Genomic DNA, 24,674 nt, shown 5'->3' on the forward strand with positions numbered 1-24,674 from the left:
ATGCGAACACAAAAAAGCAGCGGTGTTAAGTGTCAAGGACCGCTGCATGATATATGCGCATCCTTGCGTTTGCCCTTACAATGATTTTGCGCATGACGGCGACAAGCGCGACCTTTCCGGGTTTTCCCTTTTGTTTGAGGCGTTGGTAGAAGGCTTTCATCTCCGGATCGAAGCGAATAGCAGGTAGTGCGGCGACATAGAGAACGTCGCGCACCTGTTGTCTGCCGCCGGCAATCGTTCTTTTGCCCCGCATGAGGCCGCTATCACGATTGAGCGGTGCCACACCAACCAGTTTGGCAATCTGGCCTTTGTCCAACCGTCCGAGTTCAGGCAATCCAGCCAGCAGGAAGCAAGCGGTTCTCATCCCGATACCTTTCAGCGACATCAGAACATTTGCTCGGGCCTGCAGGTCCTCATCTTCGGCCAGGCAGTTTTCCATTGCCATGATCACCTCGCGGCGCTGCTCAACAAGAAAGTCGAGCGTTTCCTCAATCCATCCCAGCGTTTTATCGATCTGCTTTTCCCTGCGATTCTTTTCCTGAACGATCATGTGGGGAAAGTTGGCGATAGCGTTGTACGAGGTCGGACAGTTCAGACTGCCGTGCTGAAGGGGACTCGAGCAAGCGGGTTTCCATGCGCCTGCCGTAATCTGCGATAACGAAGGCGTCAATCCGGTCGGTTTTGGACAGTTGGCCGCTGGCGCGGGCGAACTGGCGGATATATTTCGCATTCACCTTTGCAACGGGCCGGCGTGCCGCCAGCAAGGCTTCAACAATTGATCGTTCATAGCCTCCTGTCGGTTCAACAAGGATACGCTCAACATCCTCATACCCGGCAAGCCAACCAAGAAAGCTGGCAATGCCCGAAGGCGTATTGGCAAAAGTTTTTGTCCGGTTTTCAGGTAACAGGCAAATATCAAAGGTGGATTTCGATATATCGATCCCCACAAAACGCGTAGTATAAGTCATTGGCTTTGTCCCTCTTATACACGAGCGTAAAAGCTCTCTCAGCGGTTCGACGAAGCCTCAGGGTGCGCAGAGGGTTCTGCTTTTTTACGACCGTCAAGGGTCCTGCCCGCAAGGGCTCAACCGCTCTGTGCTCCGTGAACGGGTGGTGGCCACCACCCGTTCAAACAAAAGAGGCAGAAGGATCATAACAAATCCTTCTGCCTCTCAATGTATAAGCCCCGCTCGATGATTGGCGGGGCTTTTGTTTTTTTGCGGGTTTGACTTGATCAGACCGGCTTGATCAGGACGTGGCGTTTCTTGCCTGCCGATACCTTGATCACGCCATCTGAATTTACGGCATCGGCTGTGATGTTTGCGTTTTCATCGCTGACCTTCTCGTCATTGATCTTCGCACCGCCACCCTTGATCAGGCGGCGTGCTTCACCGCCCGATTTGGCAAGTTCCGCACGACGGAACAGATCGAAGGCCGGAATGCCGGCATCAAGGTCGGCCTTGGCGACTTCGACGGTCGGCAGGTCATCGGCCAGAACACCTTCTTCAAAGGTCTTGCGGGCGGTTTCGGCCGCTGCAAGGGCGGCTTCTTCGCCGCGGCAAAGCTTGACCGCCTCAAATGCCAGAACCTTTTTGGCATCGTTGATCTGCGAGCCTTCAAGTTTCTCGTATTCGGCAATCTGATCAAGCGGCATCTCGGTGAACAGACGCATGAACTTGATGACGTCGGCGTCTTCGGTGTTGCGCCAGAACTGGTAGTAGTCATAAGACGACAGGCGTTCTTCATTCAGCCAAACGGCACCAGCCGCAGTCTTGCCCATCTTGGCACCCGATGCGGTGGTCATCAGCGGGGTGGTCAGGCCAAACAGCGATTTGTCATCAACACGACGGCCAAGCTCTACACCATTGACGATGTTGCCCCACTGGTCGGATCCGCCCATCTGAAGCGTACAGCTGTAATTGCGGTTCAGTTCGACAAAGTCATAGGCCTGCAGGATCATGTAGTTGAACTCAAGGAAGCTTAGTGACTGTTCGCGATCGAGGCGCAGCTTGACAGAATCAAAGCTCAGCATGCGGTTGACCGAGAAATGGCGACCGAAATCACGCAGAAACTCGATGTAGTTCAGCTTATCCAGCCAGTCGGCATTATTGACCATGACCGCGTCGGTCGGGCCATCGCCAAAAGTCAGGAACTGCTGGAAGACCTTTTTGATGCCCGCCATGTTGCCTTCGATGATTTCATCGGTCAGAACCGGGCGCGCATCATCGCGCCCTGTCGGGTCACCAACGCGGGTCGTGCCGCCGCCCATCAGGACGATCGGCTTGTGGCCGGTTTTCTGCAACCAGCGCAGCATCATGATCGAGACAAGCGATCCGACATGCAGGCTGTCTGCAGTGCAATCATAGCCCACATAGCACACCACCGTGTTATCCGATGCATAGGCATCAAGCCCTTCAAGATCAGTACATTGGTGGATGTAACCGCGGTCATTCATGACGCGGAGAAAATCAGACTTCAGTTCAGTCATGGTTTTTGCGCTATGTTGGTTGTGATAGAAATTTCGAGCCGCCATTATGTGCGGAGGCGATGATCTAGCACAGAAAACATCCGCTCGGCAACGCATCGGCGAACAGATCTGCCATCCGGGTAACGAATTCGCGATAATTTCCCGTTAGGCTGCGCCAAACCAACAGTTTTCGCGGCACGGAGTACAACATGACACAGGGCTGGATCACGGCAATCGGCATGATGAGCGGCACCTCCCTTGACGGGGTGGATGCAGCGCTGATTGAAACCGATGGTGTTGAAGTGCGCCGCACCGGCCAGTCCGTCTTTGTGGCCTATGCCCCAGAACTGCGTGAACGCATGCGCGCATGTTTTGGCAATCGTAGCGCGACCAACAGCGAACATGTCGTTGCCGATGAACTGACACAGGTGCATGTTGATGCTGTTAATATGTTGCTGGATAAAGCCGGTATTGCGGCGGGCGATATTGCTGTCATCGGCTTTCACGGCCAAACCGTCTTTCACGAACCGGGCAATGGCATCACGCGCCAGATCGGAACGCCACATATGTTGGCGGAGCAAACCGGCATTCCGGTGGTCGCCGATTTCAGGCTGGCCGATGTGGCGGCCGGTGGGGAGGGCGCACCACTCGCACCCATCTATCACGCCGCCCTGATCAAAAGTGCCGGTGTCGATTTACCCGTTGCGGTCCTTAATATCGGTGGTGTGTCGAACGTCACCTACATTGACGTCGATGATGAATTGCTGGCCTTTGATTGCGGGCCGGGCAATGCACGCCTTGATGACTGGATGCTGCGCCATACCGGCAATCCGGTTGATCTGAACGGGGCGACGGCGGCATCGGGTACGGGTGATCCGATGGTCGAGGTCAAATTCCTTGAAGACCCGTATTTTGACCGCACCCCGCCCAAGTCGCTGGATCGTGAAGATATGGCCGCACGCATCGACGGGCTGGTGGTTGAGGCCAAGCTAAATGTTCCGGATGGTGCGGCAACCCTTGCCAATTGCACGGTGGCGGCCGTCGTCGCCGGGGTCAATCACCTGCCACGTGCCCCGCAAAGCTGGTTTGTCTGCGGTGGCGGGCGTCATAATGATTACATCATGGCAACGCTGGAAAATCGCCTTGCTGTACCTGTGCGATCAGTCGATGAGTTGGACTGGGATGGGGATGCGGTCGAGGCGGAATGTTTCGGCTTCCTGGCCGTGCGCCATCTGCGTGACTTGCCGCTCAGCTTTCCCGGCACGACTGGCGTGCCTGAGCCCTGTTGCGGTGGCAAGCTTTACACAACAAAAAAGCAGCGGTATTAACCGTCAAGTATTAAAGCATAGTGGTCACGCATTCTCGCATTGAGGATCGTGACCATTTTTCTGACGACGGCAATGACAGCAACCTTTCCTGGTTTTCCGTTTTCAGTCAGGCGCTTATAGAAGTCGCGCAGCAGCGGGTCGAAGCGTATTGCCGGTAATGCGGCGTAGTAAAGAGCATTGCGCACTTCCATACGTCCGCCGCCAATCATTCTTTTGCCCTGGAACAGACCGCTATCCCTGTTGATTGGGGCGACACCGACCAACTTTGCAATCTGCCCTTTTTCAAGCAATCCGATCTCGGGCAATTCAGCGATCAGCACACAAGCCGTTACAAAACCCACTCCCTTCTGGGTCAACAGAACATGTAATATCGCCGTCAATTCCGGGGATGAGTCTACACACTCGCGCATCAGCTTCTCGACCTCCTGTCTCTGACGGGTGAGGAAGTTGACGGTTTCCTCGATCAGGGCCCGAGCCGGATTATCAGGCTTCTCAAGCCGGTTCTTCTCCTGGATCAGCATGTGTGTAAGTTGGCGCCGACGGGCAACAAAATCAGCGAGTTTATAGCGGGCTTCATCTGTTCTGGCCATCAGGCGCGGCGACATGCGTTGGCCGTAATCAGCCAGTACAAAGGCATCAATCCTGTCTGTTTTGCTCAGGGTTCCTGACGCTTTGGCAAAGTGGCGGATCAGAAGGGCATTGACCTTTGAAACAGGTAATTGTGCAGCTTGCAAAGCTCGAACCAGAAGGCGTTGATAGCCGCCGGTTGGCTCCAGAACAATCCGCTCCAGCCCCGGGAAAGCCTGCAGTCTGGCGATCAGGTCTGCAATCCCGGTTTCTGAATTGGCAAAGCGCAGGGTGTGTTTGTCTGGTAAAATGCACAGATCAAGCGAGGATTTTGATACATCGATACCAACAAAACGGGTAGTATAAGACACGGCAATGTCCTCCTTATACTCGAGCGTCAAAGCTCTTCCAGCGGTTCGACAATGCCTCCAGAGACCGTGAGTGTTCAGCTTTTTTACGGATGTAAAAATCCAAGGCCGCATCAACACCTCACGGATCCGGGAGTCTGCGTATACGCAGGCTCCCAAATGAAAAGAGGCACGAACATCATACCAAATGTTCGTGCCTCTCAATGTATAAGGCCGCCTGATCAGGCGGCCTTTCGTTTGTTCGTCTCAGCAAGCAGTGCTTAGGCGCCGCGCTTGTCGAGATAGGCAGCCGAATGCTTGATCACGTCATCTTGCTGTTTGGCAAAATAGTGATCGGCACCGTCAATCGCGCACATGTCAACTTCGATGCCTTTCTGGGCATTGAGCTTGTCGGCAAGCTTGTTGACGGATGCGACCGGAATGTTGGTGTCCTGGCTGCCGTGGATCAGAATGCCGGATGACGGGCAGGGGGCCAGGAAGGTGAAGTCATGTTCACTTGCCGGGGCTGCAACCGAAATAAAGCCGTCGATTTCCGGGCGGCGCATCAGAAGCTGCATCGCGATCCAGGAGCCAAACGAATAGCCAGCCACCCAGGTTGCGCGCGCATTGGCGTTATATGTCTGCATCCAGTCAAGGGCGGATGCCGCATCCGAGAGTTCGCCGATGCCCTGATCGAACACACCTTGTGAACGACCCACGCCGCGGAAGTTGAACCGCATGACGGAATAGCCGCGATCCTTGAACATGTTGAACATGTTAAAGCACAACTTGTTATTCATTGTGCCACCCTGTTGCGGGTTCGGATGGAGGATGAGTGCGATGGGCGAATCGTCAGCGCCGTTATGATGGTAGCGACCTTCAAGGCGACCTTCGGGGCCGTTAAAAATGACCTCAGGCATGGATCAGACTGCTCCTGTCCACGAATGGAAAGATGTGTGTAACAAAAATATCCGAGTGTTTTTGTGAGTTTTTTCGTGTTTGCGCATAAATTGCTTTGGGCAAATACTTGACCAAGTTACTCGGTTATCCTATATTCCGGCTAACCCGATGGTGCCTGTCCCACCCGCTTTCGCGATCTGCGCGAGGCCGGGCATGGACTTGGGTGCCGGGAATCGAAGCTACTAATTACACAGTGGACCGCCCCATGTTCAAGCTAATTCGTCAGGAAATTGACGCGATGATCGCCCGTGACCCTGCTGCGCGATCCCGTTGGGAAGTCGTGATCAGCTATCCGGCGTTTCATGCGATCATGGGATATCGCGGCACACACTGGCTGTGGCAACGCGGTTTCCGCCTGACGGCACGGTTCCTGTCGCAAATTCTGCGCTGGTTGACCGGGATTGAAATTCACCCGGGGGCCAAGATCGGCAAACGCTTCTTTATCGACCATGGCATGGGTGTCGTGATCGGCGAGACGGCCGAGCTTGGTGATGATGTCACGCTCTATCAGGGGGTTACCCTTGGCGGGACGTCGCCCAGCGTCAATAGCGACGGTCAGCGTGGCCTGAAACGTCACCCGACCCTTGAGGACGGTGTGATTGTTGGCTCCGGCGCACAAATCCTGGGTCCGTTCACCGTGCACAAGAACGCCCGTGTTGGCGGCAATGCGGTTGTACTGGGCGAAGTACCCGAAGGTGCTACCGTGGTTGGTATTCCGGCCAAGATGGTGCGCCGCGAACAGGATGACCGGTTCTGCGCTTATGGTACGCCGCTTGGCGATCTGCCCGATCCGGTGGCGCGTGCGCTTGATGAACTCGGTCGTGAAGTCGAGAGCCTGCGTGACAAGGTTGTCGCACTTGAGGCCGAAAAAGCTGGCAAAGACGATACGCCTGAGAAACCGCGCATTGTCGCATCATCGGAATAGAATTTGCGTGTCATACCGCGCAATGTAAACGAACAAGCCCGCTTATGGGGTAACCCGAAAGCAAGGCAGGAGGACGCACCGTGAAGCTGAGTACCAAAGGCCGCTATGCCGTTATGGCGATGGTCGATCTCGCTGAAAGCAGCAAGGACCGACCGGTCGCACTTGCAGACATTGCGGACCGCCAGGAAATTTCACTTTCATATCTCGAACAGCTGTTTGGCAAATTGCGCAAGGGCGGTCTGGTCCGTTCGGTGCGCGGCCCGGGTGGTGGTTATCTGCTTGCGCGCAATGCCACGGAAACCCGTGTTGCCGATGTCATTCTGGCTGTTGACGAGCCGATCCGTGCAACCCGTTGCAAGTCCGGCTCGCCCAAGGGTTGCAAGGCCAACCGTGGTCGCTGTCAGACCCACGAATTGTGGGAAGAGCTGGGCAACCAGATTTATCTCTATCTGGCCTCTGTCAGCCTGGCTGATGTGGTCGATCGCAATGTGGCGGGGACGCTTCGGACGTTCCCGGGTAAAACAACCCAAATCGAAGAGCCGTCACAGGTTGCGGCACAGTAAATGCTCCTCTATATCGAGGGCAGATGCGAATAAGGATGATTTTAAACTGATGACCGAGCAGGTTTATCTCGACTACAACGCCAGCGCGCCGCTTTGCGAGGAAGCAAAGCAGGCCATGATCGCTGCGATGGATGTGGCAGGTAATCCGTCTTCGGTTCATGCCAGTGGCCGTGCGGCCCGCAAGATTGTTGATCATGCACGTCGCACCATTGCCGACCTGGTGGGTGGCGATTCCGAACGGATCGTTTTCACCAGCGGCGGGACAGAGGCCAACAATCTGGCTCTGAACGGTTTGGAAGATGTCACCGTATTTACCAGTGCGGTCGAACATCCCTCGGTCATCGAAGCAAGACCCGATGCCAAACGCATCCCGGTGGATGCCAATGGCGTGATCGATCTGGCTGCCCTTGAAGCGATGCTCAAAGACGCATCGGATGCCGGGCAAAAGGTTCTGGTGTCGGTCATGCTGGCCAATAACGAAACCGGCGTTATCCAGCCGGTTGCCAAGGTCGGCCTGCTGGCCCGTGAATATGGTGCCAAGGTCCATTGCGACGCTGTTCAGGCGCTGGGACGTGTGCCGGTCGATATGGGGCGGATGCTGGTCGATATGGTGTCGATTTCGGCCCATAAGATTGGCGGCCCGAAAGGTGTTGGTGCCCTTGCGATTGCGCAGGGCGTGATGCTGGTCCCCCAGATCCGGGGCGGCGGGCAGGAAAAATACCGCCGTGGCGGTACGGAAAACGTTGTCGGGATCGCAGGCTTTGAAGCCGCTGCCAAACGTGCCGAAGCCAACATGGCGAAAATGGCGGATATCGCGAAGTTGCGCGATCGCCTTGAAACAGAATTGGCATCCGAAGCCCCAGAGCTTCTGATCGCCGCAAAAGGAACGGAGCGACTGGTGAATACAAGTTGCCTGATCCTGCCAGGAGTGCCCGGGGAAACCCAGGTCATGGCACTGGATCTGGCAGGTGTGGCCATCAGTTCGGGATCAGCCTGTTCGTCAGGCAAGGTACGTGAAAGTCACGTGCTGAAAGAAATGGGTGTTCACGAGCCGGGCTCGGCCATTCGGGTCAGTCTGGGGCTGGAAAGCACCGATGAAGATATTGATACATTTGTCCGAGTTTGGAGCCGGATGAGGGGTAACGCAGCGCGCAAGAAAGCGCGTCACGCTGCCTGAGAAAGAGTGAGTGAGGAAGCCTTTAAAATGAACGAGCTTAAAGCAAAGCCGATCTATCTGGACTACCAGGCGACGACGCCGACCGACCCGCGGGTCGTGGAGGCAATGCTGCCATACTTCACCGAGAAATTCGGTAACCCGCATTCGCGCAACCACAGCTTTGGCTGGGAAGCAGAAGACGCGGTTGAAGTGGCACGTGGCCAGGTTGCCAAGATCATCGGTGCATCGGCCAAGGAAATTATCTTTACCTCGGGTGCGACCGAATCGAACAACCTCGCACTCAAGGGCGTGATGAAGTTCTACGGCAAAAAGAAGCCGCACCTGATCACGGTTGTCACCGAGCATAAATGCGTGCTCGACAGTGCCCGCCACCTTGAGCAGGAAGGTTACAAAGTGACCTATCTTGGCGTTAAGGAAAACGGCCTGATCGACCTTGAAGAACTCAAGGCGGCCATCACCGACGAAACCGCACTCGTGTCCGTCATGGGTGTGAACAACGAAATCGGTGTTATTCAGCCGCTCAAGGAAATCGGTGAAATCTGCCGTGAACGCAAAGTCTTCTTCCACACCGACTGTGCGCAGGCGGTTGGCAAGATCGACCTTGACGTTGATGACATGAAAATCGACCTGATGTCGATTTCCGGTCACAAGATCTATGGACCGAAAGGCGTTGGTGCGCTTTACGTTCGCCGTCGCCCGCGTGTGCGTGTCATTGCACAGATCACCGGTGGTGGTCAGGAACGTGGCATGCGTTCGGGTACGCTGCCGACCCCGCTGATCGTGGGTCTTGGCAAGGCGTGTGACATTCTGTCCAACGAAATGGCTGAAGAAAACGCCCGCATCGAAGAGCTGCGTGACTACACGCTCAAGCGTTTCCGTGACCGTCTCGAAGACATCTATGTCAATGGTGACGAACACGAACGTGTTTGCGGCAACCTGAACATTTCGTTTGCCTATGTCGAAGGTGAAAGCCTTCTGATGGACATCAAGAACATTGCCGTGTCGTCGGGCTCTGCCTGCACCTCGGCGTCGCTGGAACCGTCTTACGTTCTGCGTGCTCTTGGTGTTGACGAAGAATTGGCCCATACATCCCTTCGCATCGGCATTGGTCGCTACACCACCAAGGAAGAGCTCGACGAAGCCGTTGATGCCATCTGCACCGCAGTTGAGCGTCTGCGCGAAATGAGCCCGCTTTGGGAAATGGCGCAGGAAGGCATCGACATCAAGTCGATCGAATGGGCTGAACACTAAGCACGGCTGAAAACGAACGTTTGACGTAATCAATCTCGTGAGAGAGACACAGGACTTTTTAGGAGGATTCCTATCATGGCTTATAGTGAAAAGCTGATCGACCATTACGAAAACCCGCGCAACGTCGGTTCCATGGACAAGAACGAAACGTCTGTTGGTACCGGCCTTGTTGGCGCACCGGCTTGCGGCGACGTCATGAAGCTGCAGATCAAGGTGACCCCGGAAGGCATCATTGAAGATGCGAAGTTCAAGACCTTTGGTTGCGGTTCGGCCATTGCGTCGAGCTCGCTGATCACCGAATGGGTCAAAGGCAAGTCGATTGACGAAGCCGGCGCGATCAAGAACTCGCAGATTGCCGAGGAACTCGCACTTCCGCCGGTCAAGGTTCACTGCTCGATCCTGGCCGAAGACGCGATCAAAGCTGCAATCAGCGACTACAAAACCAAAAACGGCGCAGCGGATGTGGACGCTGCTGAATAAGCAGCGCCCACGCCCCACCGTTTTCGGAATTTTGGGAGAATACAATGGCTCTACCGTCACCGATTTCTGTCACACCGGTTGCCCTTGATCACATCAAGGCACTGCTAGATAGCCGCGGGAAACCTTCGCACGGCATTCGGCTTGGTGTGCGCAGCAAAGGGTGCTCGGGCCTGTCCTACACGCTGGAATATGCCGATGGTGCCGATGGCTTCGAAGAAGTCGTCGAACTTGAAGACGGCGTGAGAATCCTGATCGACCCCAAAGCCATCATGTTCGTGCTGGGCACGGAGATGGATTACGAGGTCAACAAGATGGAAGAAGGCTTTGTTTTCCGCAATCCCAACGAAAAAGGTCGTTGTGGGTGCGGGGAATCCTTCCACGTCTGATCAGGCCGGGCTTTCCCTGCTTTCTGAATGGTTATGGCCCTGGCGATATCGCCGGGGCCATCGCCTGAAAAAGGGTGATTTGACCGAATGCCGGTCACTTTGCGCCTTTTCGATTTGATTTGTTTTTGTCTTTTAATCCTCGGAAGTGCATCGCGTGAGCAACACCGAACAATCGGCGCACAAGGTTTGCTGGTCCTGCAAGGGGCCGGTCGATGTCAGCGCACTGTTTTGCGAAACCTGCAACGCTATTCAACCCCCGGGCCAGCTGGATCATTTTACCCGCTTTGGTCTGGAGCAATCCTTTGCGGTTGATGTCGATGCGATGGAAGCGACCTATCTCAAGCAGCAGCAGAAGCTCCATCCCGACCGGTTTGCGTCAAAATCCGGTCGCGAACAGGCCCTGTCATCGCAACAGGCAGCGAGCCTTAATGAGGCTTTCGAGACCTTGAAAAACCCGGTTGCACGGGCGCATTACATGCTCCGTCAGGCCGGTCACGAGCCCGAAGGCGACGAAGGCCACACGGTCAATGATCCAGAGCTTCTGATGGAAGTGATGGAAATGCGTGAAGCCCTTGATGATGCCGATGACAAACTCACCATCGATGCCATGATCAAGGATACCCGCAAACAGGCGCGTGCCTGTGAAAAGGACCTGGGTGCCGCCTTTGACAGCCAATCCTATGACGCGGCCAAGAAACTGGCCACCCGTCTGAGATACCTGATGAAAATGACCGAGGAAGCGCGCGCGAAGAAATCGCGCCTTGTCGCTGCCTGATCATAGAAAAAGACTGGACGTAAAGATGGCTCTGCTAAAAATTCACGAACCGGGCGAAACGCCACTCCCGCACGAGGATGAACGCCAGGTTGCTGTTGGCATCGACCTTGGCACGACCAACTCGGTTGTCGCGATTTCGAACTCGGAAAAGCCCGAAGTGCTGCGCGATAAATCCGGTGGCAACGCGATTGTGCCCTCTGTCGTCTATTACGGCGACGAGACCCCGGTGGTTGGCGAAGCGGCCCGTGATCAGATCAATACCGATGCCAGCCGTGTAGTATCGTCGGTCAAACGCCTGATGGGCCGTGGGCTTGATGATGTGAAATCGGTCGCAGGCACGCTGCCATATCACGTTGAGGTCCCCGAAGAGTCCGAAACCGAAAACGGCGAACCGATGATGGTGCGCCTGAATGTCGGAAAACGGGTTCTGACCCCGGTTGAAGTTTCCGCCGATATCCTGCGCTCCTTGCGTGCGCGGGCAGAAGAAAGCCTTGATCAATCGGTCGAAAAGGCCGTGATCACGGTTCCGGCCTATTTCGATGACGGCGCACGTACCGCGACCAAGGATGCCGCCAAACTGGCCGGGATCGAAGTCTTGCGTCTGGTCAATGAACCGACGGCCGCCGCCCTTGCCTATGGCCTGGATAACGGGGCAGAGGGGCTCTATGCCGTTTATGACCTTGGCGGCGGGACGTTTGATATCTCGCTTTTGAAAATGCAGAAGGGCGTCTTCCAGGTGAAGGCAACTGGCGGTGATGCCGCCCTTGGCGGCGATGATTTCGATCACGCCATTGCCGAACATCTTCTGGCGGAACGTAAAGACGGCGGTGCGACCGATGACCTTGATGCGTCTGATGCCAAACGCCTGCTGAAAGCCGCCCGGAAGGTCAAGGAAAGCCTGACCGATCAGGACAGTGTCGAAGTGACCGTGGCGCTCAATGGCACGGAAACCAAACACAGTGTTACCCGCGAACAGTTCGATGGCATGATTGCCAAGCTGGTGGCGCGCACGACCGCGATCACCGAACAGGTCCTTGATGACGCCGATGTCCTGCCCGAAGACGTCAAGGGTGTGGTGCTGGTCGGCGGGTCGACCCGAGTGCCTGCTGTGCGCAAGGCGGTGGCAGACCTGTTTGAACAGGAACCGCTTTCTGACATTGACCCGGACGAGGTTGTCGCCCTGGGGGCTGCCCTTCAGGCCGAAGCACTCACGGGTGGGTCTGATAACCTTCTTCTGGATGTGACGCCGCTGTCGCTGGGGCTGGAAACCATGGGCGGGATTGTTGAAAAGGTCATTGACCGTAACACCTCGATCCCGGTCGCCAAGGCACAGGAATTCACCACCTATCAGGATGGCCAGTCGGCCATGATGATCCATGTGGTGCAGGGCGAACGCGAAATGGTTGATCAGTGCCGCTCGCTGGCACGCTTTGTTCTGACCGGTATTCCGTCGATGGCCGCAGGCGCTGCGCGCATTCGTGTGCAGTTCAATGTCGATGCCGATGGTCTTTTGACCGTCTCGGCGCGCGAAGAAACCACCGGCACGGAACAGGAAGTCGCGGTCAAGCCGACCTATGGCATCAATGAAACCGATATGGCGACCATGTTGCGCGACAGCATGGTCCATGCCCGTGAAGACATGGAAATGCGTGTCCTGACCGAAGCCCGCGTGGAAGCACGCCGCAATATTTTGGCTGTCAATGCCGCGATGGCGGCCGACAACGCGCTTCTGACCAAGGAAGACGAAACCAATATCAATCAAGCGATTAGCAACCTTGAAAAGGCCATGGCCGGCGAGGACCGCGAAGCCATCAATGACGCCGCCGAGGCGCTTGAAAACGCATCGCGCCCGTTTGCCGAGGCCCGTATGGATAGCCGGATCCGCCAGGCGCTTGCCGGGCAGAATGTCGATGAAGTGAACTAGGAAGTGAATTAATCGACACCGGTAGAATTGACAAACCGGCGAACTGCGGCGATTGTCCCCGACGACCGCCAAGGTCAGGGCCGGACAAGTGCGAAGCACTGCTTCGTATAAACAGAGATCGAACGACAAGTATTACCGAGGAGAAAGGCACAGATGCCTAAGATCGTTTTTGTTGAGCCGGATGGCACCGAAAAGGAATTCGAAGTTGCCGACGGCCTGTCCGTACTGGAAGCTGCCCACAAGAACGGCATTGACCTTGAAGGCGCATGCGAAGGTTCGCTGGCATGTTCGACCTGCCACGTCGTTCTTGACGAAGAATGGTTTGACAAGCTTGACGAGCCGTCCGAAGACGAAGAAGACATGCTTGATCTTGCTTTCGGCCTGACCGAAACGTCGCGTCTTGGCTGCCAGATCATCATGAGCGACGAGCTCGACGGTCTGCGTGTGACCCTGCCGTCCGCGACCCGCAACATGATGGTCGACAAGTAAGTTTCACCTTCTGCTGACCGGGCGGTTTAATCGCCCCGGCACCAAAGGAGACGGATATGCGTTGGACAGACATTCAGGACATCGCGATCGAGCTTGAGGATGCCCATCCGGACAAGGATAACCTCAACCTTCGCTTTACCGACCTGCACAAATGGGTCACCGAGCTTGAAGGGTTCGAAGACGATCCCGAGAAATCGAACGAGAAGATTCTCGAAGCCATCCAGATGGCCTGGATCGACGAACGCGAAGACTGAGTTTGATGAGCGTGATGTGCGCCAGACGGCCTGCACCCTGATCACCAAATACCGGACCAGCCTGCAAATGCGGGCTGGTCCGTTTTTGTTTGCGCCAAGCTAAAAGAAAAAGGGAAGGGACATCCATGAGCAAGCCCGCCACCTTCACCGACATCATCCCGGCCGACAGCCTGTTTGGCAAATTGCGCACCTGTGCGCCTGATGCCTGGCAAAGCTATGTTTGCCATGACTTCGTCAAACAGTTGGGTAAGGGCACGCTGCCCGAAGCCGCCTTCAAGCATTACCTGATCCAGGATTACCTGTTCCTGATCCAGTTTTCGCGTGCCTATGCGCTGGCGGTCTACAAGGTCGAAGACCTGCATGCCATGCGCCAGTTTTCCGGCACGGTCCATGCCATCCTTGATATGGAAATGAAGCTGCATCTCGACTTCTGCAAAGGCTGGGGCCTGTCGGAAGCCGATATCATCGCACAGCCCGAAGCCCGCGCCTGCATCGCTTATACCCGCTATGTGCTTGATCGCGGTCATCAGGGCGATGTGGTCGACCTTCAGGTGGCATTGATGCCCTGTATGGTGGGTTATGCCGAAATCGCAAACCGCTTGATGGCAAGTTCTGATACTGTTCTTGAAGGCAATCCATATCGGGCATGGATTGAAATGTATGCGTCCGATGAATTCCAGGACGTGGCAAAGGCCGAGATCGAGTTGCTTGAACATACATCGGCCACGCGCGGCGGTCATCGCCGCCTCGAAGGGCTGGTTGAAACCTTTGCCATGGCAAGCCGCCTTGAAGCCGATTTTTGGCAGATGGGACTTGATCTGGCAAAATAGGGCAATATCGCCTATATAAGCCCGAATAAACCGTCACGGGTGGCGTACGCGCCGCCCGTTGGTCGTTTGAGATCGATCTTTGTACAACTTCTTGTCGCTGCGGCCTTGACCCGCAGATGGGTGGGAAAAATGAACTCTCTTGGCTTTGATAAAGCCCCGGAAGATACCCGCGTGGTTGTTGCCATGTCGGGCGGGGTGGATAGCTCTGCCGTTGCGGCCCTTCTGAAATCAGAAGGCTATGACGTGGTGGGCATCACGCTTCAGCTTTATGATATGGGTGCGAACGCACCGACCCGTGCGAAATCCTGCTGTGCCGGGCGCGATATTTATGATGCGCGCAAAGTGGCCGAGGATATCGACATTCCCTATTATGTGCTCGATTACGAATCCCGCTTCCGCGAAGAAGTGATCGATGATTTTGCCGACAGCTACATGCGCGGCGAAACCCCGATCCCGTGCGTGAAATGCAACCAGACCGTCAAGTTCCGTGATCTGCTTGAAACGTCTTATGACCTGGGTGCGGATTGTATGGCGACCGGTCATTATGTGCAGCGTAAACTGGGCGCCAATGGCCGCGCCGAACTGCACCGTGCGGCCGATCCCAACCGCGATCAAAGCTACTTCCTGTTCACAACGACCCAGGAACAGCTCGATTTCCTGCGCTTCCCGCTCGGCCATCTGATGAGCAAGGCGGAAACCCGTGCGCTTGCCGCCAAATACGGTCTTGAAGTTGCCGATAAGCCCGACAGCCAGGACATCTGCTTTGTCCCGGATGGCAAATATGCCCGTCTGGTCGAAAAGCTCCGTCCCGAGGCGGGCGAACCGGGCGAGATCGTTGATCTTGATGGCAATGTGCTGGGCGATCATCGCGGCCTGATCCATTACACGGTCGGGCAGCGCCGTGGTCTGAATATTGGTGGCACGGCCGAACCGCTTTATGTCGTCAAACTCTCGCCGGAAAAACGTCAGGTCATTGTTGGCCCGAAGGCCGCCCTTGGCAAGAAACTGGTCTATGTCCGCGAGCTGAACTGGCTTGATGGCGACGCGATCGATGAAAACGGGGTCGAGGTCGAAGTCAAACTGCGCTCGGCCATGCAGCCGACGACAGCAACCATCTATCCCGAGGCCGCTGGCGAAGCCCGCATTGAACTGCACGATGCCCAGTTCGGCATCGCGCCGGGGCAGGCCGGTGTGTTCTATCAGGGCGAACGCGTCCTTGGCGGTGGCTGGATCACCCGCGAAGAGCAGATTGGCAACACCGCAAGCGCTGCCTGATCACCGATAGCCACGGGCGAGGGCAGATGATCCTCGCCCGTCGGTTTTGTTTGGCGGATTTGCGGAAATCTTTTTTGACAAAATCGTCAAAAAGGCGCTTGACGGGGACGGTTCCCTGACTTAAAAACCGCCTCGTTCCGCACCGTACGGAACACCACAAAATTGCTTGTGGCGGAGTAGCTCAGCTGGTTAGAGCAGTGGAATCATAATCCACGTGTCGGGGGTTCAAGTCCCTCCTCCGCTACCAATCAAAGAAGCCCTGAACCAAATGGTTCAGGGCTTCTTTGATTCGTACGCGAAAGCAGAGGGCTTGTCTCCCTTGGGTTCGCGAGAAAGCGAGGCACGCAGCTTTCGAGAGACATCGCCCAAGGATAAAAAGCAGCCCAAAGGCTGTTTTTTACAATTCGCTCCGGTTTGTTTTCCTCAGCGGTTATTATTCACCGATCTTTCTTGTATCTCTCAATTTTTGTCGAGAGTGTATATACATAGGTCAATACAAGCTCAGTAAAATGTCGCATCTCTTCAGCTTGGTCTTGGGTGAATTCATCCTCATGGGCCGCATCGTTGCCAATTTGCCGAATGTGATGAGACCATTCCACCATATCAGGCGTTAGTTTGTTTTCGGCACCGAGTTGTTTAATAACAGCGTACAGTTTTCCTTTGGTTTCAGGATATTTTTGTCCAAGACCTCTTTCTAAAGATTTTCGGAACATCATGCCCGCAGCGTCGAAGTTTCCTGAAAGGTTTTCTAATCCTTGCTTGAAAAAACGTTCGACATCACTTGGTAAAAATTCGGGGATTCGGATTTGAGGCTTAGGGTAGACTTCACGTGGTTGCATCGTATGGTTGATATTAGAATACGATAGAACGATAGCTTCATAACAATGACCACAGTTGTATATTTCTGTCATGCCCTTATTCTTGGGGAAAATGTAATCACCTGTTTTCAAAAATCCAACGGACTTTACTCCGCAGTGCGGGCAATCATGCTTGATTGTGTCATAAGCGCTCATAAGGTAACTCATAGTTTGGTCTTTGTTTTAGCCGAAGCAAGCAGGGACATAGTTATTCTCCCGAGAATGCTGCCAAATCACCCTAACTAAGCCGCCTCAACCACCACAGAAATCCGCCGCCCCAACAAAGCCAATGCCTTTTCCAACCGACCGATCTTCGTGACGTGACGCGGATCAAGCATGCGGCGGATTTCGGTTTCGGCAAGGCCCATCTTGGCCGCAAGGGCGGTGTTGCTTGTACCGGTTTCGCGCATGGTGATGTAAAGGGCGGCCTTGGTTGCCATAAGCGTTCCCAGCGTTACCGTCGGGCGGCCCTTGGCGGAGGAGGGCATCGGAATATCTTCTTTGGCGATCATGGCCGCCGCGATCGCTTCCTCAAGCGCATCGGGGATCTCGCTCAGGGCTTCGTGCTCTGTCGCGCCATCGGTCGCGCAGCCGATGACATCGGGCACAATGGCAAGATAACCATCCGCGCCATCATCACTTAAATCCACGGGATAAATAAACCGCATTTCTGTTGCTCCGTTCCGGGTGGGCGTCATCATCGGATATCAAATATCCTTGGGATCGACGCACAGATCTTTCAGCATACTGTTGAGAAGGCCGGGGCTGATTTCCTTTTTGCGGTCTTTCAGGGTGGTACGATGACGTCCCAGATACACCGTGCCGTGCGACCCCTTGCCGCGATGTGCCTCGAATGCGAGCTCCAACCCGCGCGCCTTGGCATATTTCCTGAGCTTTCGCATCAGTTCATTGCCATTCATTCAGCCTTCCCCCGAACGTACTGATAAAATCACAGTCGAACAAAAATGTTCGAATGTCAAGCCGAGGTGGAAGGGCGATTGGTTCCGTTCAGCCTCAAAGCGCCTTCCGTCCAGCTTCCTCAAGGAAACTCGAAACCGCGCGCTTGCCGTATTTCGCCTCGATCAAATCAATCAGGTTTGCATCAAGTGTCAGGTTGATCCGGCGCTTTTTCCCCGGAATGGTTGCGGTGATGGCGACAATACCGACGGCTCCATCTTCAAGCTCGACAACCGGCGAGGGGGCCGGGATGTCTTCACCGTCCGCATGCATGCCTTCGATGTGGAAGTTAAGGGCTTCTGTGCCCAACTCCACCAATTCCGTCATCGTATCTGCCGCACTGACGCAACCCGGGAAATCCGGAAAGGAAATCCCGAAGCTGCCGTCATCGTCGGTATGGACCAAACCCCAATAGGTCTGTTTCATTCTGTTGTAATCCTGTTTCCCATTTCCCGTAAGGAACCGGAAAGCCATTTACAGCAGCTTTATACCCGATTGCCTTTCAATGCTTTTGACTGTGCCCTTTGGGATATCCCGCTTGGGATGTGGCACTGTCACGCGACCCGGTTTGGTCGGATGCGTTAGCTGATGGTGACTGCCTTTCGTGCGAACGATTTCCCAGCCATCATCTTTAAGCTGTTTGAGTATTTGTCTGCTATCCATGGCCCCCTTTCATTATCGATATGCGCATTATGCGTATTTTGGTGAGAATGTCAATTTATATACGCATAGTGCGCATAAAAGTGCTGTCATTCGACTTCATTTTCCTCCTAGCTTTTCATTCTACCGGTATATAGCTATAGTCAGAGCCACACTCTGTTTGGGAAGCCCACGCCTACTGATGCCCGACGCCGTTTATTTGTTTGTTTCCCTGTTTCTTGCCGTCATTGCCGTTGTTGCGGCGGGCTATGCGGTCCGTTTGCACAGGCGTGAAACTGCGCGCCAGGACCTGTCGGATGCCGTGATGGCGACGATTTCCGATGGTATCGTGACGCTTGGTGTGGATGGTTCTGTGCAGCGTCTCAACGCCGCCGCCAAAGCGATGTTTGACCGCGAGGTTTTGGGGCTGAATGTCGCCGACCTGTTACGGGGCTTTCCCGGCACGGGCAACGCACGGCCGCAAATCGAATACCGGGCTGATGCCGTTCGCGCGGACGGTTCGATTTTTCCGGTTACGGTGACGCTTTTGACGCTCCGTGACCGAAGTGAAACGGTGCTGATTATCCGCGATCTTTCGCGTATCCGCCCGGGCGCGACCGAGGAAGAGCAGCGCTTCAAGCAAAGCCAGTATTTCGCGCGCATCGGGACCTGGGACTGGCGCATTGATACCGACGAGCTTTATTGGTCTGACGCGATTTATGGCATGTTTGGCTATAAGCCGGGTGATGTGACACCGACCTATTCGCTGTATTGTGAGGCCGTGCATCCCGATGACAAGGAGCATGTCCGCGCAGGTGAAATCCGCTGCATCGAAACCGGTGAAAACCATGACGAGGAATACCGTGTTGTCTGGCCCGATGGCACCATCCGCTGGCTGCGTGAAACCGGCAATGTCACCAAGAACGAGGCGGGTCAAACCGTCAAGATGATGGGGGTCGTGCGCGACATTACCGAGGAACGCGCAGAAGCCGATCAGATCCGTGACCTTGCCTTCCATGATCCGCTGACCCGCTTGCCCAACCGCATCATTTTTGAAGACCGGCTGCGCAAGGCGATGGACCGTGCCAAACGCAACAAGAAGCAGGTTGCGGTGGTGTTTATCGATCTTGACGGGTTCAAGCAGATCAATGATGAGCTCGGCCATGTTGCGGGGGATCACATTCTGATCAATACCGGGCAGCGTTTGATGAATTCCGTCCGGGCGTCCGATACCGTGGCCCGCATTGGCGGTGATGAGTTTACCGTCATTCTCGAAGACCTTGAAACCGATGCCGAGGTCCATGGCATTGCCGACAAGATCCTTGGCGCAATCGCAGCACCGCTCGAATTGGGGGAGGGCACCTATCGCGTGGGGGCCAGCCTTGGTATCGGCATTTATCCCGAACATGCCCGCACCCTTGATACCCTGATCCATATTGCCGATCAGGCGATGTATGCCGCCAAGGCAGAGGGCACGAACCTTTATCACATCGGGTGGGAGATGGCAGATTGATGGCTGACAACATCGACATACGCCCGGCAATCCACGATGACCGCCATGCCTGGGCCGGTCTATTTCGTGACTATATGGTGTTTTATGGCTGCGCTGTTTCTGAACCAGCCCTCGACACCACTTGGGGCTGGATCATGGATGCCAACGGCCCCATGGAATGCATGCTGGCGGTGAAAGCCGGGCAGGTCGTCGGGTTTGCGCAATATCGCGCGGTGCCGGAAACCCTGACCGGGGCGTGGTTCGGTCATCTTGATGATCTCTATGTTGCGCCTGAAATGCGACAGCAAGGCGTGGCACAGGCCCTGATGACCAAGCTGGGCAATATCGCCCGCGACCGGGGATGGTTCAAACTGACCTGGATCACGGCCGCGGATAATGCGGCGGCACGGCGTCTGTATGACCAGATCGGTGAAGCCTCAAACTGGGTGGTTTATGAGCAGCCGCTTGAGGACTGACGGCGAAAGGTTGCGTTACAGCCTTGATGGGGGCCTCAGGGCGTCATGTCGGTCTTAGAGACTTCCCGTTTAAGCCAGCGCGTGAACGCACTTGCGGCCGAGTTTTCCGGCTCGTTGATCCGCGTGGCAAGGTAATAGCCGCTCAGTTTCAGGGCATTGGGGCCAAACGGCTGCACCAGGGTACCCGATGCAACATCCTCCTGACCAAGAACCCTGTCAGACAGGGCAAATCCCGCCCCCTTGCGGGCAAAGGCCATCGCATCATGCAGGGAGCCGGCATAGATGTGGCGCCGTGGTGTGAGCGGCGCGATGCCCGCACCGGCAAACCAGCGCGACCAAACATCGCCATTGTCTTCGTGAATAAGGGTATGGCGTTCAATGATGGTCGGGTTTACCGGATAGGGGCCGGCGACCAGCCTTGGTGCGCAAACCGGAAACACATCGATTTCCAGCAAGGGCGCGACAACCCGGCCTGAAAATTCATAGGTGTTAAAGGCAATGGCGACATCAATCTCGCTTGGGATGGTGGTGCGCCCGCGTTCCATCGGCACACAGCGCAGACTGAGATTGGGAAAGACCGTCAGAAAGTCGGCCAGTTTCGCCGCCAGCCATTCATTGAGAAACGACACCGGTGACATGATCGTCAAAACACCGGAAAACGCATCTTGCTGTAATGACAGGGCGGCGGCACTGATGCCGTCAAATCCGGTCTGGATCGCGCTCATGAACCGGGCGCCAGCCGGTGTGATCTCGATCCGGCGGCCGTGGCGTTCAAAAAGCGATACACCAAGCGCGTCTTCAAGGGTGCGGACCTGATGGCTGACCGCACTTTGCGTGACGTTCAATTCGCGCGCGGCCTGGCCCATGTGGCCGTGGCGGGCGGCGGCCTCAAAGGTATGCAGCGCATTGAGCGATATCCATCGGTCGCCAATTTTCATCAAAACCACTCATGATCTGAACTTATTAAGCTGATTAATAATCATCGCTATGCACAATATAAATTCAAGTAGAAACTTGTGGTCAGAAACGATCTTTCAGGGGAATAAACATGGTATCGAGTGGAATGAGCAGCACATTGATGGCGCGCAACCCGAATGGCGGCACGCCGGAGCTTGAAGATTGGGGGATCAATTCCGAATACGGCACCTTGCGCGATGTCCTGCTGGGGCCGATCGAAACATTTGGACCGATGGATAATGCAAAGTTCAGCTCCGTCTATCGCGAAACCGAAGCGCAGGGGCGCCATTTCGATCATCAGGTGGCCGTGCGGCAATACCGTGAAATGTGCGATGCTTATCACGATGCCGGGGTCAAAATTCATACCCTGCCGGCTGACGAGAACCTTAAATATGGGCTTTATGCCCGTGATTCCAGCTTCATGACCCCATGGGGGGCGGTGATCACCCAGTTGGCCAATCCGCGCCGCCGGGGCGAATACGCAACCGCAATCCGCTTTCACATGGATGCGGGCATTCCGATTTATGACATGGTCAATGCCGGAAGCTTCGAAGGCGGTGATTTTCAGATTATCGAGCCGGGTGCTGCCCTGATCGGTTATACCGGCCTGCGCTGCGAAGAAGTGGCGGCCAAGCAGATCGGCGGGTGGTTTGAAAAAGAAGGCTGGGAGGTCAAATACGCCCCGATTGATGGTTTTTATGTCCATATCGACATCATGGTCTGCATGATTGCCGAAAAATGTGCGGCGGTGTGCCTCGATACCGTGCCAGACGATGTTCTGGCCTGGCTCAAACAGCGCAAGATTGAAATTGTACCGATTGGTTTCAAGGATGCGATGTCGCTTGGCTGTAATGTCATGTCCTTGGGCAATGACCGGGTCTTGTCCCCGGCAGCCAGCACTGACCTGAATGAAAAGCTGCGTGCGCTTGGCTTTAAGGTCTATGACCCTGATCTATCGATGATCACTATGATGGGCGGTGGCGTGCATTGCATGGCCCAACCGCTGCGCCGTGATCGCGTGTGACGGCATTGGTTGTGATCTGACACCGCAATAAAGGGACCAGAAATTTCTGGTCCCTTTGTGTTTATGGATGACTGTTCACAGGGCAAGGGGTGTTAACGCCAAGCCATCAACCGCCCGTCAATGACCAGCAGGCCAAGCCCGATAACAACCATGCCAATGATGTGCTGCATCATCAATGCTTCGCCAAGCAGACCCACACCGAGCAAAATCGCACTGACCGGGATCAGGAAGGTAACCAGCAGCAGGTTCGATGCCCCGGCACGTTTGAGAATGGCGAAATACAGGATATAGGCAAGTGCGGTACTCAGCGTTGCAAAGCCCAGAACGGCAAGGATGGTGCTCGTCGTCGGGACGGGCAGGTGCCAGGGCTGATCAATCATCAGTGAAAGTGGCAGTAACATCAGGCTTGAGGTACTTGTCATCCCGGCTGCCGTCAGGATTGGCGGGGTGGCGGCAAAACGACGGCCAAACACCCCTGCACAGCCATAACTGAACGCGGCTAGGAGCACCGCAGCCGGGGCAAGCAGGCCAAAAGCAGTGTCGCTATTGGGAACGCCAAAAATCACAACAACGCCGCCAAATCCGATCAGAACGCCAATGGTTTTGCGGAGCGTCAGCTTTTCGCTGTCCGTCGCGATATGGGCGATCAGCAGGGTAAAAAGCGGGGTGGTGGCATTCAGGATCGCGGCAAGGCCACTTGTAATATGGGTCTGGCTCCAGACGATCAGGCAAAACGGCACAAGGTTATTGAGCGCCCCCATCACACCAATCGCACCCCAGAATTTCAGATCGCGCGGTATCGGAATATTACGCAGTAGAACCACCCACCACAGAACGATGGCCGCAATCGACACCCGGCACAGCACAAGTGTTAGTGGCGGCAGATCGACCAGTGCAATCTCAGTGAAAAAGAACGAGCCGCCCCAAAGCACCGACAGGGAAATCAGCATCACCCAGCTGGTGCGATCCATCAGCGGGGCAGGCGCATTGGGCCGCGCGGTATGGGTGGTTTTTGCGCGAGGCGGGGCATCAACCCCGCGACCCGCCGGGCGTGCGGCAATCTCGTTCTCAAGCGATAAAAGACGCGTGGTGTTTTCGTGGGGCAGCATCGCGGGCTCCATCCATCTGTTGGTGACAGACGAAGGTTAGGCAAATGCGACGAATGCTGCTCGCCAGTTTCGGACTTGTACGTGCGCGCAAAAAAGCGGGGCAACAAAGGCCCCGCGTTATCATCAGACAAGTAGATCTATCAGTCCGTGGCGAGGGCCTTATTCCTCACACCAATGGATTTCGGCAGTTTGGCAAAGATGGTGATATTGCCGAGTAGCACCATGGCAAGACCAGTCGCGCCAATCGGGGTCCAGACATAGCCTTCCAGGAAGGTTGAGACGGTAAGGGCGACCACCGGGAACAGCACGGTGACATAGGCGGCACGCCCGGCACCGACCCGGTTCACAAGGGCGAGATAGGCGATGAAGGCGACGACAGAGCCGGGAATGGCGAGATAGAGCAATCCGCCGATATAAAGCGGTTCGCTCGGTATGACAGGTGTCTGGCCCTTGAACATGGCGAAGATGAACAGCAACACCGTGCCATAGATCATGCCGCGTGCGACCGCATCGCGGTTGGGGATGCCCATGGCATGCAGCTTGACCGACACCATGTTGCCGCAGCTAAATACCGCCGTGCCGCATAGGGCGAAGATCATGCCGGTGATAGCGTGCGGATTGTGCGACAGGGCATAGATCTGATTGGTAAACAGACAGGCAATGCCGCCAAGGCCAAAGGCCGCGCCAAAGACAAAGCGCAAGCCGGGACGGTTGCCATAAAAGGCCCAGTTGCCCAGCGCATTGAAAATGGTCGAGGTGGTAAAGATCACCGCAACAATGCCGCTCGCGATATAGCCGGTCGCCGAGTACATCAGGATAAAGTTGATGCCAAACAACCCGCAGCCCAGAAGCACGATCCAAGGATGCGCCCGCCACGGCACCGGGCGCCATTTACGTGTGAGCAACAGGAAGCCGCACAGGACGGCTGCCGCCAGTGCAAAGCGATAGAAGATCGAAATTTCGACCGGGATCGGGCCGATCTGAAGTTTGATCGCATACCAGGTAAATCCCCAGCAGGCGGTGACGATCACGAATAAAAGAGTTGTCATCATCGGGGCTTTCAAAACAGCACGTGCAAAGGCGTTGGTGGCACGAAGGGTTGCGCGAACTGGTCACGCGGGGTGGTGGCGCGCGGGGACCAATCAGGGAAGTTGGACCATGTGGG

At 55.5% G+C, this 24,674-nt stretch carries 27 protein-coding genes, 1 tRNA gene and 1 pseudogene; 17 read left to right on the forward strand and 12 right to left on the reverse strand.

Features of this window, described 5'->3' with window-relative positions:
* Positions 1 to 25 precede the first annotated feature (25 nt).
* Together ACXAF0_RS09375 and tyrS are read right to left on the reverse strand one after the other, a co-directional pair.
* A pseudogene (locus ACXAF0_RS09375) lies at positions 26 to 968 on the reverse strand (IS110 family RNA-guided transposase).
* A gap of 266 nt (positions 969 to 1,234) precedes the next feature.
* Positions 1,235 to 2,488, reverse strand: a complete 1,254-nt coding sequence (tyrS, locus tag ACXAF0_RS09380) for a tyrosine--tRNA ligase (protein ID WP_475345612.1) — start codon at positions 2,486 to 2,488, stop codon at positions 1,235 to 1,237.
* A gap of 188 nt (positions 2,489 to 2,676) precedes the next feature.
* Here tyrS and ACXAF0_RS09385 point away from each other — a divergent pair, with 188 nt between their 5' ends.
* Positions 2,677 to 3,795 carry an anhydro-N-acetylmuramic acid kinase gene (locus ACXAF0_RS09385; protein ID WP_475345613.1) on the forward strand — a complete coding sequence of 373 codons (1,119 nt, stop codon included), beginning with the start codon at positions 2,677 to 2,679 and terminating at the stop codon, positions 3,793 to 3,795.
* Here the strand turns inward: ACXAF0_RS09385 and ACXAF0_RS09390 are convergent.
* Both ACXAF0_RS09390 and ACXAF0_RS09395 read right to left on the reverse strand, forming a co-directional pair.
* Positions 3,792 to 4,733 (reverse strand): IS110 family transposase, encoded by a 942-nt coding sequence (locus ACXAF0_RS09390; protein WP_475346219.1) that lies wholly within the window; start codon positions 4,731 to 4,733, stop codon positions 3,792 to 3,794. The two genes, ACXAF0_RS09385 and ACXAF0_RS09390, sit on opposite strands and share 4 nt — an antisense overlap.
* Positions 4,734 to 4,990: 257 nt before the next feature.
* Positions 4,991 to 5,629, reverse strand: a complete 639-nt coding sequence (locus ACXAF0_RS09395) for an alpha/beta hydrolase (protein WP_475345614.1) — start codon at positions 5,627 to 5,629, stop codon at positions 4,991 to 4,993.
* Positions 5,630 to 5,874: 245 nt separating this feature from the next.
* Here ACXAF0_RS09395 and cysE point away from each other — a divergent pair, with 245 nt between their 5' ends.
* The 13 genes from cysE to ACXAF0_RS09460 all read left to right on the forward strand — a co-directional run bounded on the left by cysE (position 5,875) and on the right by ACXAF0_RS09460 (position 16,245).
* Positions 5,875 to 6,594 (forward strand): serine O-acetyltransferase, encoded by a 720-nt coding sequence (gene cysE / locus ACXAF0_RS09400; protein WP_475345615.1) that lies wholly within the window; start codon positions 5,875 to 5,877, stop codon positions 6,592 to 6,594.
* A gap of 80 nt (positions 6,595 to 6,674) precedes the next feature.
* The gene (locus ACXAF0_RS09405) at positions 6,675 to 7,157 is read left to right on the forward strand and encodes an Rrf2 family transcriptional regulator (protein ID WP_044826596.1); all 483 of its coding nucleotides are present in this window, start codon (positions 6,675 to 6,677) and stop codon (positions 7,155 to 7,157) included.
* A gap of 49 nt (positions 7,158 to 7,206) precedes the next feature.
* A complete protein-coding gene (locus tag ACXAF0_RS09410; protein ID WP_475345616.1) occupies positions 7,207 to 8,334 on the forward strand; it encodes a cysteine desulfurase family protein in 1,128 nt (375 codons plus the stop codon).
* A 27-nt stretch (positions 8,335 to 8,361) separates the two neighbouring features.
* Positions 8,362 to 9,585 carry an IscS subfamily cysteine desulfurase gene (locus ACXAF0_RS09415; RefSeq protein WP_475345617.1) on the forward strand — a complete coding sequence of 408 codons (1,224 nt, stop codon included), beginning with the start codon at positions 8,362 to 8,364 and terminating at the stop codon, positions 9,583 to 9,585.
* A 75-nt stretch (positions 9,586 to 9,660) separates the two neighbouring features.
* The gene (iscU, locus tag ACXAF0_RS09420) at positions 9,661 to 10,065 is read left to right on the forward strand and encodes a Fe-S cluster assembly scaffold IscU (RefSeq protein WP_475345618.1); all 405 of its coding nucleotides are present in this window, start codon (positions 9,661 to 9,663) and stop codon (positions 10,063 to 10,065) included.
* 44 nt (positions 10,066 to 10,109) lie between these two features.
* On the forward strand, positions 10,110 to 10,451 hold the full coding sequence (locus ACXAF0_RS09425; protein WP_044826600.1) for a HesB/IscA family protein: 342 nt from the start codon (positions 10,110 to 10,112) through the stop codon (positions 10,449 to 10,451).
* A 154-nt stretch (positions 10,452 to 10,605) separates the two neighbouring features.
* The gene (gene hscB / locus ACXAF0_RS09430) at positions 10,606 to 11,226 is read left to right on the forward strand and encodes a Fe-S protein assembly co-chaperone HscB (protein WP_475345619.1); all 621 of its coding nucleotides are present in this window, start codon (positions 10,606 to 10,608) and stop codon (positions 11,224 to 11,226) included.
* Positions 11,227 to 11,251: 25 nt separating this feature from the next.
* Complete coding sequence (hscA, locus tag ACXAF0_RS09435) at positions 11,252 to 13,150, forward strand: Fe-S protein assembly chaperone HscA (RefSeq protein WP_475345620.1); 1,899 nt, start codon at positions 11,252 to 11,254, stop codon at positions 13,148 to 13,150.
* 153 nt (positions 13,151 to 13,303) lie between these two features.
* Complete coding sequence (locus tag ACXAF0_RS09440) at positions 13,304 to 13,639, forward strand: ferredoxin family 2Fe-2S iron-sulfur cluster binding protein (protein WP_062957393.1); 336 nt, start codon at positions 13,304 to 13,306, stop codon at positions 13,637 to 13,639.
* Positions 13,640 to 13,695: 56 nt separating this feature from the next.
* Positions 13,696 to 13,893, forward strand: a complete 198-nt coding sequence (gene iscX, locus ACXAF0_RS09445) for a Fe-S cluster assembly protein IscX (protein ID WP_033067522.1) — start codon at positions 13,696 to 13,698, stop codon at positions 13,891 to 13,893.
* 125 nt (positions 13,894 to 14,018) lie between these two features.
* Positions 14,019 to 14,723: a thiaminase II gene (tenA, locus tag ACXAF0_RS09450; RefSeq protein WP_475345621.1), complete on the forward strand. Its 705-nt coding sequence runs from the start codon at positions 14,019 to 14,021 to the stop codon at positions 14,721 to 14,723.
* Positions 14,724 to 14,852: 129 nt separating this feature from the next.
* Positions 14,853 to 15,998 carry a tRNA 2-thiouridine(34) synthase MnmA gene (gene mnmA, locus ACXAF0_RS09455; RefSeq protein ID WP_475345622.1) on the forward strand — a complete coding sequence of 382 codons (1,146 nt, stop codon included), beginning with the start codon at positions 14,853 to 14,855 and terminating at the stop codon, positions 15,996 to 15,998.
* Positions 15,999 to 16,168: 170 nt separating this feature from the next.
* A tRNA-Met gene (locus ACXAF0_RS09460) sits at positions 16,169 to 16,245 on the forward strand.
* Positions 16,246 to 16,435: 190 nt separating this feature from the next.
* Here the strand turns inward: ACXAF0_RS09460 and ACXAF0_RS09465 are convergent.
* The 5 genes from ACXAF0_RS09465 to ACXAF0_RS09485 form a co-directional block, all read right to left on the reverse strand.
* Complete coding sequence (locus ACXAF0_RS09465) at positions 16,436 to 17,011, reverse strand: DUF4145 domain-containing protein (protein WP_475345623.1); 576 nt, start codon at positions 17,009 to 17,011, stop codon at positions 16,436 to 16,438.
* A gap of 86 nt (positions 17,012 to 17,097) precedes the next feature.
* Entirely contained in the window at positions 17,098 to 17,523 is a 426-nt protein-coding gene (locus ACXAF0_RS09470) for a type II toxin-antitoxin system HicB family antitoxin (RefSeq protein WP_475345624.1), read from the reverse strand.
* A gap of 39 nt (positions 17,524 to 17,562) precedes the next feature.
* Positions 17,563 to 17,775 (reverse strand): type II toxin-antitoxin system HicA family toxin, encoded by a 213-nt coding sequence (locus ACXAF0_RS09475; RefSeq protein ID WP_475345625.1) that lies wholly within the window; start codon positions 17,773 to 17,775, stop codon positions 17,563 to 17,565.
* Positions 17,776 to 17,869: 94 nt separating this feature from the next.
* Entirely contained in the window at positions 17,870 to 18,238 is a 369-nt protein-coding gene (locus ACXAF0_RS09480) for a type II toxin-antitoxin system HicB family antitoxin (RefSeq protein ID WP_475345626.1), read from the reverse strand.
* Positions 18,239 to 18,286: 48 nt separating this feature from the next.
* The gene (locus ACXAF0_RS09485; RefSeq protein ID WP_475345627.1) at positions 18,287 to 18,475 is read right to left on the reverse strand and encodes a type II toxin-antitoxin system HicA family toxin; all 189 of its coding nucleotides are present in this window, start codon (positions 18,473 to 18,475) and stop codon (positions 18,287 to 18,289) included.
* Positions 18,476 to 18,653: 178 nt separating this feature from the next.
* Between ACXAF0_RS09485 and ACXAF0_RS09490 the strand changes: the two genes are divergently transcribed.
* On the forward strand, positions 18,654 to 19,964 hold the full coding sequence (locus tag ACXAF0_RS09490; RefSeq protein ID WP_475345628.1) for a diguanylate cyclase domain-containing protein: 1,311 nt from the start codon (positions 18,654 to 18,656) through the stop codon (positions 19,962 to 19,964).
* A complete protein-coding gene (locus ACXAF0_RS09495) occupies positions 19,964 to 20,419 on the forward strand; it encodes an N-acetyltransferase family protein (RefSeq protein ID WP_475345629.1) in 456 nt (151 codons plus the stop codon). The genes ACXAF0_RS09490 and ACXAF0_RS09495 overlap by 1 nt, the downstream gene beginning before the upstream one ends.
* Before the next feature lie 35 nt (positions 20,420 to 20,454).
* Here ACXAF0_RS09495 and ACXAF0_RS09500 read toward each other — a convergent pair whose 3' ends face one another.
* Entirely contained in the window at positions 20,455 to 21,357 is a 903-nt protein-coding gene (locus ACXAF0_RS09500; RefSeq protein ID WP_475345630.1) for a LysR substrate-binding domain-containing protein, read from the reverse strand.
* A 125-nt stretch (positions 21,358 to 21,482) separates the two neighbouring features.
* On the opposite strand from ACXAF0_RS09500, the gene ACXAF0_RS09505 reads away from it, so the two are divergent.
* Positions 21,483 to 22,400 (forward strand): dimethylarginine dimethylaminohydrolase family protein, encoded by a 918-nt coding sequence (locus tag ACXAF0_RS09505; protein WP_475345631.1) that lies wholly within the window; start codon positions 21,483 to 21,485, stop codon positions 22,398 to 22,400.
* Between the two features lie 92 nt (positions 22,401 to 22,492).
* Here the strand turns inward: ACXAF0_RS09505 and ACXAF0_RS09510 are convergent, their stop codons facing one another.
* Together ACXAF0_RS09510 and ACXAF0_RS09515 are read right to left on the reverse strand one after the other, a co-directional pair.
* Positions 22,493 to 23,509, reverse strand: coding sequence for a DMT family transporter (locus tag ACXAF0_RS09510; RefSeq protein ID WP_475345632.1), 1,017 nt, complete (start codon positions 23,507 to 23,509; stop codon positions 22,493 to 22,495).
* Positions 23,510 to 23,649: 140 nt separating this feature from the next.
* Positions 23,650 to 24,561, reverse strand: a complete 912-nt coding sequence (locus tag ACXAF0_RS09515) for a DMT family transporter (RefSeq protein ID WP_475345633.1) — start codon at positions 24,559 to 24,561, stop codon at positions 23,650 to 23,652.
* Positions 24,562 to 24,674 lie beyond the last annotated feature (113 nt).

This window comes from Thalassospira sp. ABD4_177 (assembly GCF_056160125.1).